Source organism: Flavihumibacter sp. (genome assembly GCF_036676075.1).
In the GTDB taxonomy this organism is placed as follows: Bacteria; Bacteroidota; Bacteroidia; order Chitinophagales; family Chitinophagaceae; genus Flavihumibacter.
Genome location: NZ_JAKFDQ010000009.1, coordinates 574,519 through 589,413 on the forward strand (window position 1 = coordinate 574,519; position 14,895 = coordinate 589,413).

The 14,895-nt window shown below is 42.8% G+C and carries 17 protein-coding genes and 1 tRNA gene; 10 read left to right on the top strand and 8 right to left on the bottom strand.

Annotation, left to right across the window (positions count from 1 at the left end; translation table 11 throughout):
• Positions 1–29: 29 nt before the first annotated feature.
• Genes V6M43_RS11215 through V6M43_RS11225 form a run of 3 tightly spaced genes read right to left on the bottom strand, consistent with a single transcriptional unit; the run spans position 30 to position 1,154 of the window.
• On the bottom strand, positions 30–575 hold the full coding sequence (locus V6M43_RS11215) for a KdsC family phosphatase (protein ID WP_332735264.1): 546 nt from the start codon (positions 573–575) through the stop codon (positions 30–32).
• Complete coding sequence (iscX, locus tag V6M43_RS11220) at positions 547–789, bottom strand: Fe-S cluster assembly protein IscX (protein ID WP_039129291.1); 243 nt, start codon at positions 787–789, stop codon at positions 547–549. Before iscX ends, V6M43_RS11215 begins: the two co-directional genes overlap by 29 nt.
• Before the next feature lie 26 nt (positions 790–815).
• Entirely contained in the window at positions 816–1,154 is a 339-nt protein-coding gene (locus V6M43_RS11225) for a 2Fe-2S iron-sulfur cluster-binding protein (protein ID WP_332735266.1), read from the bottom strand.
• A 75-nt stretch (positions 1,155–1,229) separates the two neighbouring features.
• Between V6M43_RS11225 and V6M43_RS11230 the strand changes: the two genes are divergently transcribed.
• Positions 1,230–2,246, top strand: a complete 1,017-nt coding sequence (locus tag V6M43_RS11230) for an SRPBCC family protein (protein ID WP_332735268.1) — start codon at positions 1,230–1,232, stop codon at positions 2,244–2,246.
• Here the strand turns inward: V6M43_RS11230 and V6M43_RS11235 are convergent.
• On the bottom strand, positions 2,236–3,009 hold the full coding sequence (locus V6M43_RS11235) for a Rossmann-like and DUF2520 domain-containing protein (protein ID WP_332735270.1): 774 nt from the start codon (positions 3,007–3,009) through the stop codon (positions 2,236–2,238). The two genes, V6M43_RS11230 and V6M43_RS11235, sit on opposite strands and share 11 nt — an antisense overlap.
• 17 nt (positions 3,010–3,026) lie before the next feature.
• Between V6M43_RS11235 and V6M43_RS11240 the strand changes: the two genes are divergently transcribed.
• Positions 3,027–3,869: an alpha/beta hydrolase gene (locus tag V6M43_RS11240; RefSeq protein WP_332735272.1), complete on the top strand. Its 843-nt coding sequence runs from the start codon at positions 3,027–3,029 to the stop codon at positions 3,867–3,869.
• Between the two features lie 11 nt (positions 3,870–3,880).
• Here V6M43_RS11240 and V6M43_RS11245 read toward each other — a convergent pair whose 3' ends face one another.
• Positions 3,881–4,546, bottom strand: a complete 666-nt coding sequence (locus tag V6M43_RS11245) for a protein-L-isoaspartate(D-aspartate) O-methyltransferase (RefSeq protein WP_332735274.1) — start codon at positions 4,544–4,546, stop codon at positions 3,881–3,883.
• A 66-nt stretch (positions 4,547–4,612) separates the two neighbouring features.
• Positions 4,613–6,337: a phospho-sugar mutase gene (locus V6M43_RS11250; RefSeq protein WP_332735276.1), complete on the bottom strand. Its 1,725-nt coding sequence runs from the start codon at positions 6,335–6,337 to the stop codon at positions 4,613–4,615.
• A 100-nt stretch (positions 6,338–6,437) separates the two neighbouring features.
• Between V6M43_RS11250 and V6M43_RS11255 the strand changes: the two genes are divergently transcribed.
• Positions 6,438–7,385 (top strand): DUF2279 domain-containing protein, encoded by a 948-nt coding sequence (locus tag V6M43_RS11255; protein WP_332735278.1) that lies wholly within the window; start codon positions 6,438–6,440, stop codon positions 7,383–7,385.
• Here V6M43_RS11255 and V6M43_RS11260 read toward each other — a convergent pair.
• Positions 7,382–7,885 carry a phosphoribosyltransferase family protein gene (locus V6M43_RS11260; RefSeq protein ID WP_332735280.1) on the bottom strand — a complete coding sequence of 168 codons (504 nt, stop codon included), beginning with the start codon at positions 7,883–7,885 and terminating at the stop codon, positions 7,382–7,384. The genes V6M43_RS11255 and V6M43_RS11260 overlap by 4 nt on opposite strands.
• 83 nt (positions 7,886–7,968) lie before the next feature.
• On the opposite strand from V6M43_RS11260, the gene V6M43_RS11265 reads away from it, so the two are divergent.
• From V6M43_RS11265 to V6M43_RS11275, 3 genes are all read left to right on the top strand, one after another.
• A complete protein-coding gene (locus V6M43_RS11265) occupies positions 7,969–9,282 on the top strand; it encodes a (Fe-S)-binding protein (protein ID WP_332735282.1) in 1,314 nt (437 codons plus the stop codon).
• An 85-nt stretch (positions 9,283–9,367) separates the two neighbouring features.
• Positions 9,368–10,117 carry an SDR family NAD(P)-dependent oxidoreductase gene (locus V6M43_RS11270; RefSeq protein WP_332735284.1) on the top strand — a complete coding sequence of 250 codons (750 nt, stop codon included), beginning with the start codon at positions 9,368–9,370 and terminating at the stop codon, positions 10,115–10,117.
• 55 nt (positions 10,118–10,172) lie between these two features.
• Positions 10,173–10,772, top strand: a complete 600-nt coding sequence (locus V6M43_RS11275; protein ID WP_332735286.1) for an SGNH/GDSL hydrolase family protein — start codon at positions 10,173–10,175, stop codon at positions 10,770–10,772.
• Positions 10,773–10,804: 32 nt separating this feature from the next.
• On the opposite strand, the gene V6M43_RS11280 is transcribed toward V6M43_RS11275, so the two are convergent.
• Positions 10,805–10,881, bottom strand: a tRNA-Pro gene (locus tag V6M43_RS11280).
• Positions 10,882–10,997: 116 nt separating this feature from the next.
• On the opposite strand from V6M43_RS11280, the gene V6M43_RS11285 reads away from it, so the two are divergent.
• From V6M43_RS11285 to V6M43_RS11300, 4 genes are read left to right on the top strand one after another with little or no spacing between them, the layout of a single operon-like run.
• Positions 10,998–12,269 (top strand): dihydroorotase, encoded by a 1,272-nt coding sequence (locus tag V6M43_RS11285; protein WP_332735288.1) that lies wholly within the window; start codon positions 10,998–11,000, stop codon positions 12,267–12,269.
• A complete protein-coding gene (locus V6M43_RS11290) occupies positions 12,266–12,781 on the top strand; it encodes a DUF4199 family protein (RefSeq protein ID WP_332735290.1) in 516 nt (171 codons plus the stop codon). Before V6M43_RS11285 ends, V6M43_RS11290 begins: the two co-directional genes overlap by 4 nt.
• Positions 12,782–12,795: 14 nt before the next feature.
• The gene (locus tag V6M43_RS11295; RefSeq protein ID WP_332735292.1) at positions 12,796–13,743 is read left to right on the top strand and encodes a glycosyltransferase; all 948 of its coding nucleotides are present in this window, start codon (positions 12,796–12,798) and stop codon (positions 13,741–13,743) included.
• Between the two features lie 15 nt (positions 13,744–13,758).
• Complete coding sequence (locus V6M43_RS11300; RefSeq protein ID WP_332735294.1) at positions 13,759–14,895, top strand: glycosyltransferase; 1,137 nt, start codon at positions 13,759–13,761, stop codon at positions 14,893–14,895.

Sequence of the window (14,895 nt, forward strand, 5' to 3'; positions counted from 1 at the left end):
ATAAAGAACCGCTTTACTGAATCCCATATCTATTTGCTGGAAACGCTGCTGTCTATACTCCAATGGCCCCGAAGCTTCATTACCTTTTCAATAACATCACGAACACAGCCCTCTCCTCCCCGCGCGGGACTGATATAAGTTGATATATGTTTGATTTCGGGAACTGCGTCTGAGGGAGAACATGGCATGCCAACCATCTCCATTACACTATAATCAGGGATATCATCGCCCATGAACAAAATTTCCTGCCAGTGAAGGTTATGTTCGATGCGGTATTGCTCCAGAACCTCAACTTTGTTATCAACTTTGAGGAAAACATCATGAATACCTAATTTATTAAGTCGCTGGCGAACTGCATCAGAAGTCCCCCCGGAGATAACAACTACTCTATACCCTTTTTTTATGGCCAGCTGGAGCGCATATCCATCTTTGATATTCATCTTGCGTACCTGCTGACCGTCATCAAACAAAATGATAGAGCCATCGGTCAATACTCCATCAACATCGAAGGCAAATGTGGTTATTTGTTTGAACTTATTAAGCATACTAAGATTTCTGGTTATCTCTCCATTCATAAACCCAGCTGCTTTGAATCATTTCAAGGTGTCCCTCATTAGATTCTTCACGTTTGCCGGTGAAGTTAGGGATTTGAAGTACCCATTCAAGCAAATCTGTAAAGCGGATCCGATAGATCTTGCCTTCATTGAATTCATCACCAAAGCGCTCATACAATTTGAGCGCGATATCTTCATAATCGTTCCAGTGTATGGGCGGTTCAAAGTGTGACATAGATCTTTAATGTTTTGTTGTGGGTTTTATTCTCCGAGAAATTGGGTTTGATCAGGAAGGGTTACTGAAAGAGCTCCTGATTTCCCGGGTAAAAGTATGCATTGACAACCCAGCCTGGAATTTAATCGTGGATTCACGGCCCGATCAATAAAATCTTCTTCTTTATCGGATAGTTCTTCAACCAGGTCTTCCCCTTGAGTTATGTATAGATGACAGGTGCTACAGGCGCATACCCCGCCGCAGTTATGATGCAATTCAATATTATTATCAAGTGCTATTTCGAGCAGGCTCTGATCTGGCACAACATTATCCAGGGTTACGGAAGGAATACCTTTCTGCTCAAAAGAAAAAGTGATTGAATACATCTAAGTCCTTTTAGGGGTGCAAAAATATTGGTTCTGCGAAGAATTTCCTACTTTAATGTTCTCTAACCAACCGATATGAAATCAATCACCCGGATCCTGCTTTGGATCGCAGCAATTGTGGCCTTGCTGGTTCTCATTGGCGCCATCTTACCAGGAACTGTTACCGTTCAACGCTCCATAGATATAAATGCCCCAGCCTCTACAGTTTATGGCGTGGTAAATGATCTTAAAACATATAATGACTGGATGCCATGGAATCAGAAAGATCCGGATATGAAACAGGAATATGGTCCTCTTACAGAGGGTAAGGGCGCCTGGTATACATGGCAAAGCGAAAATGACCAGGTGGGAAATGGAAAACTTTCAATCATAGAATCTATTCCGGATAAGAAAGTATCGACAAGCCTGGAGTTCGAAGGTTTTGATGAACCCTCAATTGGTGGTTGGGATATAAAGCAAGTGGGTGAAAAAACAAATATTACCTGGAGCATGAACGCTGTACTGGGACATAATCCCATAAACCGGTGGTTCGGATTATTTTTTGACAGGATGATGGGACCTGATTTTGATAATGGCCTCAGTCAGTTAAAGCAGAAAATTGAATCGGGTAAGTTTAAATCAAAACAGGTCAGTATGACCATTGAACCTATCCGCACTGATGCCATGCAGGTATTAACAATTATGGATACAGCACGTACTATGGGGGATATTGGTCCTTTATTACAGAAAGCATATGGTGAGATCGATCTGCTAATGAAAGATCATGCATTAGAGTATGCCGGAATGCCGATGGCCTGGTATTATTCTGAATCAGAGCCATTTCTTATAGAGGCGGCCATACCTGTAAAATCTGCCCCCGCAGTAACATCAGGAAGAGTAAAATTCAGGAAACTCCCTCCCGGAAATGCAGTGGCAGTGCACTATTATGGCCCCTATGAACAATCGAGCCAGGCCTATGACAGAATCAAAGAGTGGCTTAAGGCCAATAACAAAAGGGCAGTTGGCTCCCCTTATGATATTTATGTTGATGATCCTTCAAAGAAGAAATCAATGTATGAAGTGAGAACAGATATTGTGCAACCTATCGAATAGATATATCAACCCCCATTTTTATTTCTTCGCTCAGTATCGAATAAATCTGTTGCCAGTCTGGGTGTTTTTTCATCATATCAAGGTGTGCTTTAATAGTACCCCCATCTCCCCTGCTTGCCGGTCCTGTTTGCCATTTTGCAGGATCACTTCCATCCATCCTTAAAGCAGTTTCCCTGATCAACGGAAGCAATAATTTAAACTCTGTCTTATTCTCTTCACAAAGATTATACGCGATTCTGTAAAAAAGGTTTGGGAAGTTATTGACCCAAACTGCAGCAAGGTGCATTCTGGCACGCTGTTCATCATCAGCTATTTGAAAATCGGCGCCAACTGACCTCACCAGGTTAATCAGCAGTTCAATATCAGGAGGTTTGGAAGCATTTATGAGGAAAGGGAATTGGGCTGTAACTGGCTCCGACCCTCTTAAACTCTGTAGTGGGTACAATACTCCATATCGATCACTTATACCCGATAATACTTCCCTTGAAACTGTTCCGGCTGTATGAACCACCAATTTTCCTGGCAGGGATATATACCTGCCGATTTCAGGTAGCGCTGAATCGGATATAGCAATAATATAAAGATCAGCATCAGGATTTATCTGTTGCCAATGGCTGGTATATGGTACTCCCATCGCTTCGCCAAACTCTGAGGCCTTGGTTTCATCGCGGCCATATACCTGGAGTAATTCGTGGCCTGCATTTTTAAGTAATACTGCCAGTGTTTTAGCAACATTTCCTGAACCTATCAAAACAAGTTTCATGTAGTACATTTGGTTGTATGAAAATAGCACAAAAGCTTGCCATCAATTACCTCAGGGCAAAATTGAGTCTTACTTCAGTTTTCTCTAAGAGAAAAGCTGCGGAACAAGCGTTTGAAATTTTCTGCACACCCTTCCGAAAAACAAAAAGAAAGGAGCCACCTATCTTTGACAAGGCCGACAGGCTCTATATCCAGGTAGAGGGATACAGGGTTGCTGTTTACAGATGGAATAAGGGAGGTATCAGAAAGGCAATGATTATACATGGTTTTGAATCTTCTGCACGAAATTTTGACCGTTATATCATTCCTCTGATCAAAAAAGGGTACGAAGTGATAGCCGCCGATGCTCCGGCTCATGGGGCATCTGAAGGTTCACAGATCAGTCTGCCGGTTTATATGAGAACAATCGCCGCAGTTTACCATGAGTTTGGTCCCATAGAAAGTTCTATGGCACATTCCTTTGGTGGCCTCTCGTTAGTTCATTTCCTGGAAAATATTCAGCATGGTGACCAGTACAGAATTGCGCTTATTGCACCAGCAACAGAAACAGTAACAGCCATAGATTCTTTATTTAAATTCCTGCAGCTTGATGTAAGTATCAGGGATGAGTTTGAAAAAATCATTATAGAAAAAGGAGGTGTTCCATCCCAACATTATTCCATTGCCCGGGCGCTCACCAATGTGCATGCCCGAATACTCTGGGTACATGATGAAGATGATGATATAACTCCTATAAAGGATGTAAAACCTATAATGAATAAAAATCTTCCGAATATTGAATTTATGATCACCAAAGAATTAGGACACCGGCGAATATACCGGGATAATAAAGTTGTGCGGAAAGTGATTGAATTTCTCTGACAGTATCATGATTAAGAACCACTCCCTTCCCTGCCTTCCAGCATGGGTACAAAAGAAAAATTTGCAAAAATCTCTTCGCTGTAGGAACCATCGGCATGCTTGGTGAGTCTTAACATGCGTTGTACCGCACCATCGCCTACAGGTATCACCATTTTACCACCAGTCTTAAGTTGGGCAATGAGTTTATCCGGGATAAAAGGCGCAGCGGCAGTGATGATGATTTTATCAAATGGTGCATAAGTGGGCAGTCCCGCAAACCCATCACCATAAAAAAATTTAATGTTTGAGTATTTTTTGAGGAAGGGGAACTTTTTATTTTCTTCAAACAGCGCTTTCTGTCTTTCAATTGTAAATACCTGTACGCCCATTTCCGCTAATACACTTGCCTGGTAAGCGCTTCCCGTACCGATCTCCAGCACCTTGTCGAATGGCTTTAATTCTAGTAACTGCGTCTGGTATGCCACGGTATATGGTTGAGAGATCGTTTGACCAACAGCAATAGGAAAGGCTTTGTCTTCATAGGCCTTTTCGTCAAAAGCTGAATCAAGAAAATAATGACGTGGAATATCATTGATGGCTTCAAGTACTCTTTCATCGGAGATGCCTTTTTCTTTTAAGAGTGCCACCAGTCTTTTTCTAAGTCCCTTATGACGGTATGTGTCTTCGAAAGTTCTCATCGGGCACAAGATAAGGAAAGACGGTGAACGATGAATTCCTCATCATTCACCGCTTTAGGTTGAAGATCACAATTTCATATCGCTTATTATTCCTTTTATTCGGGCATCCATCTCTTCTTCTGCCGCAGTGAAAGAAGCTGCGTCGGGAATGGTAGTGTTCACACTGAAGTAGAATTTTATTTTGGGCTCAGTTCCACTGGGCCTTGCACTTATCTTGCTATCATCTTCAAGAACGAATTGCAATACATTGCTTTTGGGTAATGCAATAGTCCACTCCTCACCGGTCTGCAGGTTACGGCCCTTCTGCAGTTCGTAATCCAGAAGCATCACAACCGGCGATCCGTTGATCATCTTTGGGGGGTTGCTGCGGTATGATTCCATCATGTCAGCGATCTGCTGTTGGCCGTCCATTCCCTTTTTAGTAATCGAAATAAGGTGTTCTTTATAGTAGCCATATTGAACATAAAGATCAATGAGTTTCTGGTAGAGACTTCTTCCTTTGTCTTTCTCATATGCCGCCATTTCACATAGCATTGCTACTGCACTGATGGCATCTTTATCACGGATCTGAGATCCTATCATTAAACCATAACTCTCTTCACCACCTACCACGTAATTCTCTTTTCCTTCTTTCTCTTTGATTAGTTCGGCGATCCATTTGAATCCTGTAAGAACATTGTAACAGGTAATATCATTCTGGCGGGCGATCTCATCAATCAGTTCAGTAGTAACAATGGTTTTGACGACCATATCATTTGGTTTTGCCAATCCTTTTGCTTTGCGCGCTTCAATCATATAATTGAAGGCAAGCACGGCAGTCTGATTACCATTCATGAGTACCCAGTTACCATCATTATCTTTAACGCCAATACCTACGCGATCAGCATCCGGGTCGGTACCGAGCAGGATATCCGCATTAATTTCCTTTGCTTTCCTTAATCCATAGGCCATCGCATCTGCCTCCTCCGGATTAGGATAGCCAACTGTTGGGAAATTCCCATCCGGAATACTTTGTTCCTCTACTATTGTCACATTTGTAAAGCCAAATTCTTTAAGCACCTGGGGTACCAGTGTGATACCGGTTCCATGAATTGGTGTATAAACAATTCCCAGGTCTTTTTGCCTTTCAATGACATCGGGATAAACACTAAGGCCCTTTACCATTTTTATATAGGCCTCATCAATTTCGGGACCTATGATCGTTATATTTTTTTCTCCGCCATCCCATTTTACCTCATCCACAGAGGCGATTTTCTCCACTTCAATAATTACGTTATTGTCGTGAGGAGGAACCAATTGTCCACCATCATTCCAATAAGCTTTATAACCATTGTATTCTTTTGGGTTATGTGAAGCTGTGCATACAACACCGCCCTGGCAGCCGAAATGGCGAATGGTAAAACTCAACTCGGGGGTGGGCCTCAGCGCCTCGAACAGGTATACTTTGATTCCATTGGCTGCAAAAACGTTTGCGGTGGTTTCTGCAAAAAAACGGCTATTGTTACGGCTGTCGTGGGCAATGGCTACCTTGATCTCCGAATCGCCGTAAGTTTTTTTCAGGTAGTTGGCAAAGCCCTGTGTTGCCATCCCGATCGTGTATTTATTCATGCGGTTGGAGCCAACACCCATGATGCCGCGAAGACCGCCTGTTCCAAATTCCAGGCTTCGGTAAAAGGAATCTGTCAACTCAGCCGGGTTTTCTTTAGACAGATTCTGAATTGATTCTTTTGTGGTGGAATCATAATTTCCATTTAGCCACTGGTCTACTTTTGCTTGAATTGCTGCATCCATAATAACTGCTTTAAAATAGGCGTTGAAGGTATACAATTTCAGTTTTCAAAACTGATTGTTCTTTCTGAACGTACTTTTATCAATTGAAACTAAAAATTTCGTGCGGCATCCCCAAAATATCATAGTATACTGTTTGCTGTTATTTATACTGCAAACCTATTGCGGCAGGATATGGGCACAGGATTCTGATTCTTTGTCTCCCACCCTTTCCCATAAAAGGAAATGGCTGGTTGCAGGTGGGCATGCCGCCATGTGGACGGGCACTTATATTGCTCTTGATAAAGCCTGGTATGATGGTTATGAAAAACGGGGCTTCCACCTTTTCGATGATGGTAAGGAATGGAACCAGATGGATAAGTTAGGGCATGTGTGGACTGCCTATCAACTGGCGAGGGCATCTGGTACAACATGGCAATGGGCAGGCATCAAACCATCCACTGCTACCTGGCTGGGAGGGGCAAGTGCTGTCGCTTTCCAGAGTATTATTGAATTACAGGACGCCTATTCTGATAAATGGGGTTTCAGCTGGTGGGATATGGCTTCCAATATTGTAGGATCAGGTGCCTATGTTGCCCAACAATTAACCTGGGGCGAACAACGAATACAGGTCAAAATGGGGTATTTTCCACAGGATTATCCCGGCGAGCTGGTAAGCAGGCGGAACGAACTTTTTGGAAAAGGTTCGGTGGAAAGGATCCTGAAAGATTATAATGGGCAGACGTACTGGGCAAGTATCAACCTAAGAAGTTTTATGCCTGAAACAAATATTCCGCGCTGGTTAAACCTTGCAGTGGGGTATAGCAGTGACCTCATGGTGGGGGGAATGGATAATACCTTTACCGATGAAAACGGAGAATTGAAAAATTATAATTCTATTGACCGTACAAGACGCATTTATTTATCTGCAGATGTTGATTTAACGAGGATAGTTACCCGAAGCAAATTTCTAAGGACAATATTCTTTACCATTAATGCTATCAAGATACCCGCGCCGGCTATTGAATTGAATTCCCGGAGCCACTTGCGTCTGCATGCAATACATCATTAATCCATGTAGGCACCAGTGATTGTTTGTCCATCCACCTCAACATATATATGTTCCTGTAAAGTTGTTGCAATACTGATTCCAACATAGTCGGCCTTTACCGGGAAAGCCTTATGGGTCCTTTCCACCAGTGCCAGGATCTGTATTTTTCGGGGATGCCCTTCCAGGAATGGTTTAAGGGCATATAGCAATGTTTTCCCACTATTGGTTACATCATCCACAAGAACAATCACCCTGTCGTTGAAATCTATCTGGCTGCTTATGCTTATTTCGACGGGGTGTCTTTTGTCGAGGCTGATTTCAATTATTTCGGTACTGATTTCTGCGATCTCTTTTAATTTACCCGCAAGGATACGGGCCATTACCACGCCATTATCTTTAATGCCGGCAAGTATAACCGGGTCTTTTTCCTGGCTGAGTTCCTCCGCCATTTCATATGCCATCCTTTCCATCTTCCTGGCAGCAGATGGGGCATCCAGTATATATTTACGTTCGTTGCTCATGGATCAGATTGAGGGCGAAAAATTACAACAAAACATCGAGCCAATCCTAAAACGCTTAATTTAGCCACACAATACCATACTCAATGCAATACCTGCAACAAATCGCCTTCGTATTGTTAGCTGCTGCCGCTATCGGTTTTTTTTCTTTCAAAGTAAAGGAGATCAGAAGAAACATCCTGTTGGGAAAGGATGAACCATATAATGATAACCCCGGGGCAAGATGGAATAATTTGCTTTTGCTCGCCTTCGGACAAAAGAAGATGTTTAAGAATCCTCTGGTTGCTATTATGCACTTTGTGATTTATGCAGGCTTTATAATAATTAACCTGGAGGTTCTTGAAATCGTACTGGATGGCATTTTCGGTACACACAGATTATTTGCGCCTATTCTTGGCGGACTATATAATTTTCTTATAAATAGTTTTGAGCTACTTGCATTGGGTGTGCTTATAGTATGTGTGGTTTTTCTTATCCGTAGAAACATACTCAAAATAAGAAGGTTCATTAGCAGGGATCTTGATGGATGGCCACGTAGTGATGCTAATTATATCCTTGTCACAGAGATCATACTAATGAGCTTATTCCTTATAATGAATGCCGCCGATACAACTTTGCAGGAACGTGGTGTGGGTCATTTTGCTGACCATCTCACGGGTGATTTTGTTGTATCAGGAATCCTCAAGCCATTGATTGCGGGCATGTCAGACAGCAGCCTTATGGCGCTGGAGAGAGGTTCATGGTGGTTACATATTATCGGGATCTTTGCTTTCCTGAATTATCTGCCCTGGTCAAAACACCTGCATATATTACTGGCATTTCCTAATGCCTATTATGCCCGTTTGGAACCACAGGGCATAATGAAGAATATGCCTGCTATCCAGAACGAAGTATTATATGCGATGCAACCCGAACTGGTGCCTGCAGAAAGCGTGGGAGAGCCATCATTCGGAGCTAAAGACGTCCAGGATCTTAGTTGGCGAAATCTGCTTGATGCATATAGTTGTACTGAATGCGGGCGTTGCTCAGAGGCTTGTCCCGCTAATATTACAGGAAAACTACTTTCACCCAGAAAGATCATGATGGATACCCGCGACCGCCTGGTGGAGGTTGGCAATAATATCAGGGCTAACGGGAGCTTTCAACCGGATGGCAAAACACTCCTCCATAATTATATATCAACAGAAGAACTTAGAGCCTGTACTACCTGCAATGCCTGTGTGGAAGCGTGTCCGGTGAGCATCAGCCCCCTTGAGATTATTCTCGAACTGAGAAGATCTCTTGTAATGGAAGAGAGCAATGCGCCACAGGAATGGAATGCTATGTTCAGTAACGTGGAGAATAATTTTGCTCCATGGAAATTCAGTCCCGATGACAGGGATGCCTGGGTGAATTCCTGAAAGATGATTTTAAACTTCCCATTAGCTGACCAGGGTCAATACCTGCCGATTGCTTTTTTAATACCTTGGAAAAAATATTTCAGCCATGGGTATTTTACAAAATAAGGTGGCAATTGTAACTGGTGCGGGCTCAGGTATTGGGCAGGAAATCGCCTTACTTTATGCCTCTGAAGGAGCAAAATTAGTTGTATCTGATATTAACGTGGACCACGGGGAATCAACTGTTGCATCCATATTATCCCAAGGGTGTGATGCCATTTTCATTAAGGCAGACAGTTCCAAACCGGATGATAACCGCATATTAGTTGAAAAGGCAGTTGAAAAATTCGGCGCGCTGCATATTGCTTGTAATAATGCTGGAATAGGTGGACCAATTTCACCAACAGGTGAATATCCGATTGATGGTTGGCAAAAGGTTATTGATATTAATTTAAGTGGCGTGTTTTACGGGCTTCGATATCAGATCCCTGCTATGTTAAAGAGTGGCGGGGGTGCCATTGTGAATATTGCATCTATTCTTGGAATGGCAGGAACCAGGAACTCCCCTGCTTATGTGGCAGCCAAACATGGCGTGGTAGGGTTGACTAAAGCAGCTGCACTTGAATATGCTGATAAGAATATCAGGATAAATTCTGTAGGGCCAGGCTATATCAAAACTCCTTTACTCAGCAGCCTCGATGAAGCAACTATTAAGGGGTTGAAAGTTATGCATCCAATAGGTAGATTAGGAGAATCGCGTGAAGTTGCTGAACTTGTACTATGGTTAAGTTCAGACAAGGCTTCGTTTGTGACCGGCTCCTATTATAATGTTGATGGCGGGTACCTTGCACCATAGCACAATTTTTCAATTGATGCGCTAATCATCAGCATGATTTAGTTATTTTGTTTTCATGACATCAGTTGCAAACTATCTGGCCCTGGGCGATTCCTATACAATTGGTGAACAGGTTTCCATTTTTGAAAGCTTTCCTTATCAACTTGTTCAGTTGTTAAGGGCAGAGGGGAAGTATTTTTCAGCACCTGAAATTGTTGCCAAAACAGGGTGGACTACTGATGAGCTTCAACTGGGAATAAACAATACAAAGTTACTACCTGCATACGACCTTGTAACGCTGTTAATAGGGGTAAATAATCAATACCGGGGACGAACAGCCGATAATTATGAAGTTGAGTTCCTCAGTTTACTTGACCAGGCGATCCGTTTTGCCGGCAATCAACCAGGCAATGTTGTTGTGTTGTCTATACCTGATTGGGGCGTAACGCCTTTTGCAGCTGGCCGCAACCGTGAGTCAATCCGCAAAGAGATCGATGACTTTAATAGAATAAATCGAGACAAATCCAGGCTGTTGAAAGTACACTATGCGGATATTACTGCGAGAACCAGGGAAGCTTCCACTGATCTTAGTTTACTTGCAAACGATGGACTTCATCCCTCAGGAAAAGATTATGCCCGCTGGGCAAAAATGGTAATGGAAAGATTTATCAAATAAAAAGCCCACTGTAACTAATGCTACAATGGGCCTGGTCGGGACGACTGGATTCGAACCAGCGACCTCTTGCACCCCATGCAAACGCGCTACCGGGCTGCGCTACGTCCCGAAAATCCGCCGTTAGAAAAACATGATTATTTTACTAATTGTGGGTGGCAAAAGTACACCAAAATTTGATTTCACAAAAATCAAATAACAGTGCTAATTTTGCCCAACGTTACACCGATGAAAGTATTATTACAACAGGTTGTTATCAACGATCCCCGCTCCGCTTTTCATGGTTCCACGAAAGATATTCTTATTGCCGACGGCAAGCTCCTCCGGATTGATAATGCTATTGAAATGGCAGATGTTCGCACCATTAACGATGATGGTGCTGTAGTATCACCGGGCTGGGTTGATCCGTTTTCACATTTTAACGATCCGGGAACGGAGCACAAAGAAACACTTGAGTCGGGGGCAGCAGCAGCTGCTGCCGGTGGATTTACGACAGTGTTTGTAATCCCTAATACGAAGCCTGCCATCGATACCAAATCTTCAGTTGAGTATATTTCTGCCAAATCCATACACCTTCCTGTTAGTGTTCTGCCAATTGGTGCGGTTACCCGTAATACCGAAGGCAAAGAACTTGCTGAGATGTATGATATGCGAGCGAGTGGAGCTATAGCTTTTAGCGACGGTATAAGACCAGTTCAATCAGCAGGACTACTTGTTAAAGCATTACAATATGTGAAGGCATTTGACGGAGTGATCATTCAAGTGCCTGATGATACCAGCCTTGCACCTCATGGATTGATTCATGAAGGGATTATTTCAACCCGCCTGGGATTACCAGGGAAACCGATGATGGCTGAAGAACTGGTTGTGGCGAGAGATATAAAACTGGCCCGTTATGCGGACAGTCATATTCATTTTACAGGAATCAGTTCACCCAAATCGATAGAGTATGTAAGAAGGGCAAAGGAAGGCGGACTTAAAGTGAGCTGCTCCGTAACACCATATCATCTCTTTTTCTGTGATGAAGACCTGGTGAACTACGATACCAACCTTAAAGTAAATCCACCTTTGCGAAGCCGTAACGATATGCTTGCTTTAAGGGAAGCGGTTATGAATGGATGGGTTGATTGTATTGCCACCCATCACCAGCCCCATGATTATGATGCAAAGGTTCTTGAGTTCGAATATGCTAAGTTTGGAATGATTGGTCTCGAATCGGCTTTTGCAGCAGTGCATTCAGTGCTCCCGCACTTATCATCTGAACAACTGGCCTATTTATTCTCCATTAATGCAAGGCGCATCTTTGGAATTGCAGATGCGATTATAGAAGAAGGCTCGCCGGCAGAACTGACCATTTACAAACCTGATGAATCATTCAAATTCGATAAAGTCATGATTCATTCAAAATGCCATAATTCACCCTTTATCGGCCAGGATCTACGGGGTAAGATCATAGGTGTTGTTTCGGGAATTAAAACCAGTTTTACCCATTCCAAATGATTAATAAGTTTGCTTTACTGACAGGTGCCATTGCAGGAACGCTGTTCGCCGCCAGTTTATTTATATCCTGGCAAATGGGAATTAATTCACTTGCTGCATTTCATAAAATGTATGCATTTCTGCCGGCCATTTTCCTGATTGTGCTGGCTGCCGCATGGTGGTTGCAGCAAAGGCAGGGCTGGCAGTTGGAAATGAAGCATATGATCCGGTTTTCATTTCTGAGTTATATTGTATTTGAGGTTTTTTATTTTTTCGCCAATTACCTTCTTTTTGATATAATAGATCCATCCGCATATCCAAGACTGGTAGATACATTAAACCAGCAGGATGTAGCTAAACTTCGTGCGGAAGGTGCTCCGGAGGATAAGATCGAGGAAACGATCAGGATGGGCGAATATGCCAAAGAATCGCTCGGCTTTGGTCAGCGCATGATCGGAATCGGACAGGCTCTGATATTGGATTTCATTAAATCCGTAATTATTGGTACCATTATCAAACAATTTAAAAGGTAAATCAAGCAGCCCGAATGGATCTTTCAATCGTCATACCATTGTTGAATGAAGAGGAATCGCTTCCTGAACTATGTGCCTGGATACAGCGGGTGATGCAGGATAACAGGTATAATTATGAGATCATCCTCATTGATGATGGCAGTACTGATGATTCCTGGAAAGTGATTCGTGAACTTCAGGAGAAGGATCCTATGCATATCAAAGGAATCAAATTCCAGCGGAATTATGGGAAGTCTGCGGCACTCAATGAAGGCTTCCGTGCTGCCCAGGGCGAAGTGATAATTACCATGGATGCAGACCTGCAGGATTCTCCCGATGAGATCCCCGGACTAAGACAAATGGTTTTGGATGAAGGGTTCGACCTGGTGAGCGGATGGAAGAAAAAGCGTTATGATAATGCTCTCACCAAGAATATGCCCTCGAAATTTTTTAATGCTGCAACCCGGAAGGTTTCAGGCATATACCTCCACGATTTTAATTGCGGGTTGAAGGCATATCGGAAAAAGGTAGTTAAAAGCATAGAAGTATATGGTGAAATGCACCGTTATATACCAGTAATCGCGAAATGGGCTGGCTTCAGACGCATTGGCGAGAAAGTAGTTGAACATCGTGCGAGGAAGTATGGTATTACTAAATTTGGCCTCGACCGTTTTGTAAATGGATTTCTCGATCTGGCCTCAATAACTTTTGTTGGCAAATATGGTAAAAGGCCAATGCACTTTTTTGGTATGTGGGGAACTTTCGCGTTTTTACTGGGTGCTGTTTCGTTTGCCTATCTCGTTATAGCCAAGATCATTAATCCCGAAGTTAGCCTGAGCAACAGGCCAGCTTTTTTCATTGCACTGGCTGCTATGATCATCGGTTCCCAACTTTTCCTTGCAGGCTTTCTTGGTGAACTTATCTCCCGGAATGCATCAGGAAGGAATCTTTATCTTGTTGAAGAAAAACTGGGATTGGGCTGATGCCCTTCAATCAACATGCCACTTAATATCGTCATATTAGGTCCGGCCCATCCCTTCCGGGGTGGCGGAATCACCACTTTCAATGAGCGACTAGCAACGGAACTTCAATCTGCCGGCCATCTGGTAAGAATTGTCAATTTCAGTGTGCAGTATCCTTCCATTTTGTTTCCCGGGAAATCACAATATACAGATGAGTCTGCGCCGCCCGGATTAACGATAGTAAGGATGTTGCATTCTATGAATCCCATCAGTTGGGTCAGAACCGGCAGATACCTGAATAAACTTAAACCAGATCTCATAATAGTACGTTTCTGGCTTCCCTTAATGGCACCAGCATTTGGTACCGTTCTAAAAATTGCAAAGAAAAATAATCATAGCCGGATCATTGCTATAACAGACAATGTTATTCCTCATGAGAAGAGGTTTGGCGACAAAGCACTCACGCATTACTTTATTGGAGCATGCGATGCGTTTGTTACAATGAGTGAAAATGTATTGAATGATCTGAAGAACTTCAACGCAACTAAACCAGCCATCCAATTACATCACCCACTCTATGATAATTTCGGTGAAAAAGTCACAAAGAGCACTGCAAAAAAATGGCTGGATATTCCAGATGAAATTACCCTCATTCTATTTTTTGGGTTTATTCGGAAATACAAAGGTTTGGATATACTTCTTGAAGCCATGCAATGGGTGGATCGTCCGGATGTGAAATTATTGATCGCCGGTGAGTTTTATGATGATCCTGCCTACTATCGAAATATTATTTCCAGATATGGGCTGATGGATAAGGTGATCCTGAAAAACAGCTTTATTCCTAATGAGGAAGTAAGATATTATTTTAGTGCTGCAGACCTTGTTGTGCAACCCTACAGGAATGCCACACAAAGTGGAGTAACACCACTCGCCTATCATTTTGAAAAACCCATGGTTGTTACTAATGTTGGCAGTCTGCCGGATTATGTTCCGCATTTAAAAGCAGGACTGGTAGCGGAAGCCGAGCCACAGTCTATTGCAAAGGCAATTAATGAATTCCTCCGGCTTGGTGAATCCTATTTCAAAGAAGGGGTTGAAGCTGAAAAGAAAAAACTGGGCTGGGGTCATTTTGCAAAGGCTATTGAAGAGCTTTACCAGAAAATTAAAAATTAA

What these genes read in the sequence shown, in the direction of transcription:
- V6M43_RS11215 (WP_332735264.1), bottom strand. Translation starts at nt 575, where the DNA reads ATGAATGGAGAGATAACCAGAAATCTTAGTATGCTTAATAAGTTCAAA.
- iscX (WP_039129291.1), bottom strand. Translation starts at nt 789, where the DNA reads ATGTCACACTTTGAACCGCCCATACACTGGAACGATTATGAAGATATC.
- V6M43_RS11225 (WP_332735266.1), bottom strand. Translation starts at nt 1,154, where the DNA reads ATGTATTCAATCACTTTTTCTTTTGAGCAGAAAGGTATTCCTTCCGTA.
- V6M43_RS11230 (WP_332735268.1), top strand. Translation starts at nt 1,230, where the DNA reads ATGAAATCAATCACCCGGATCCTGCTTTGGATCGCAGCAATTGTGGCC.
- V6M43_RS11235 (WP_332735270.1), bottom strand. Translation starts at nt 3,009, where the DNA reads ATGAAACTTGTTTTGATAGGTTCAGGAAATGTTGCTAAAACACTGGCA.
- V6M43_RS11240 (WP_332735272.1), top strand. Translation starts at nt 3,027, where the DNA reads ATGAAAATAGCACAAAAGCTTGCCATCAATTACCTCAGGGCAAAATTG.
- V6M43_RS11245 (WP_332735274.1), bottom strand. Translation starts at nt 4,546, where the DNA reads ATGAGAACTTTCGAAGACACATACCGTCATAAGGGACTTAGAAAAAGA.
- V6M43_RS11250 (WP_332735276.1), bottom strand. Translation starts at nt 6,337, where the DNA reads ATGGATGCAGCAATTCAAGCAAAAGTAGACCAGTGGCTAAATGGAAAT.
- V6M43_RS11260 (WP_332735280.1), bottom strand. Translation starts at nt 7,885, where the DNA reads ATGAGCAACGAACGTAAATATATACTGGATGCCCCATCTGCTGCCAGG.
- V6M43_RS11265 (WP_332735282.1), top strand. Translation starts at nt 7,969, where the DNA reads ATGCAATACCTGCAACAAATCGCCTTCGTATTGTTAGCTGCTGCCGCT.
- V6M43_RS11270 (WP_332735284.1), top strand. Translation starts at nt 9,368, where the DNA reads ATGGGTATTTTACAAAATAAGGTGGCAATTGTAACTGGTGCGGGCTCA.
- V6M43_RS11275 (WP_332735286.1), top strand. Translation starts at nt 10,173, where the DNA reads ATGACATCAGTTGCAAACTATCTGGCCCTGGGCGATTCCTATACAATT.
- V6M43_RS11285 (WP_332735288.1), top strand. Translation starts at nt 10,998, where the DNA reads ATGAAAGTATTATTACAACAGGTTGTTATCAACGATCCCCGCTCCGCT.
- V6M43_RS11290 (WP_332735290.1), top strand. Translation starts at nt 12,266, where the DNA reads ATGATTAATAAGTTTGCTTTACTGACAGGTGCCATTGCAGGAACGCTG.
- V6M43_RS11295 (WP_332735292.1), top strand. Translation starts at nt 12,796, where the DNA reads ATGGATCTTTCAATCGTCATACCATTGTTGAATGAAGAGGAATCGCTT.
- V6M43_RS11300 (WP_332735294.1), top strand. Translation starts at nt 13,759, where the DNA reads ATGCCACTTAATATCGTCATATTAGGTCCGGCCCATCCCTTCCGGGGT.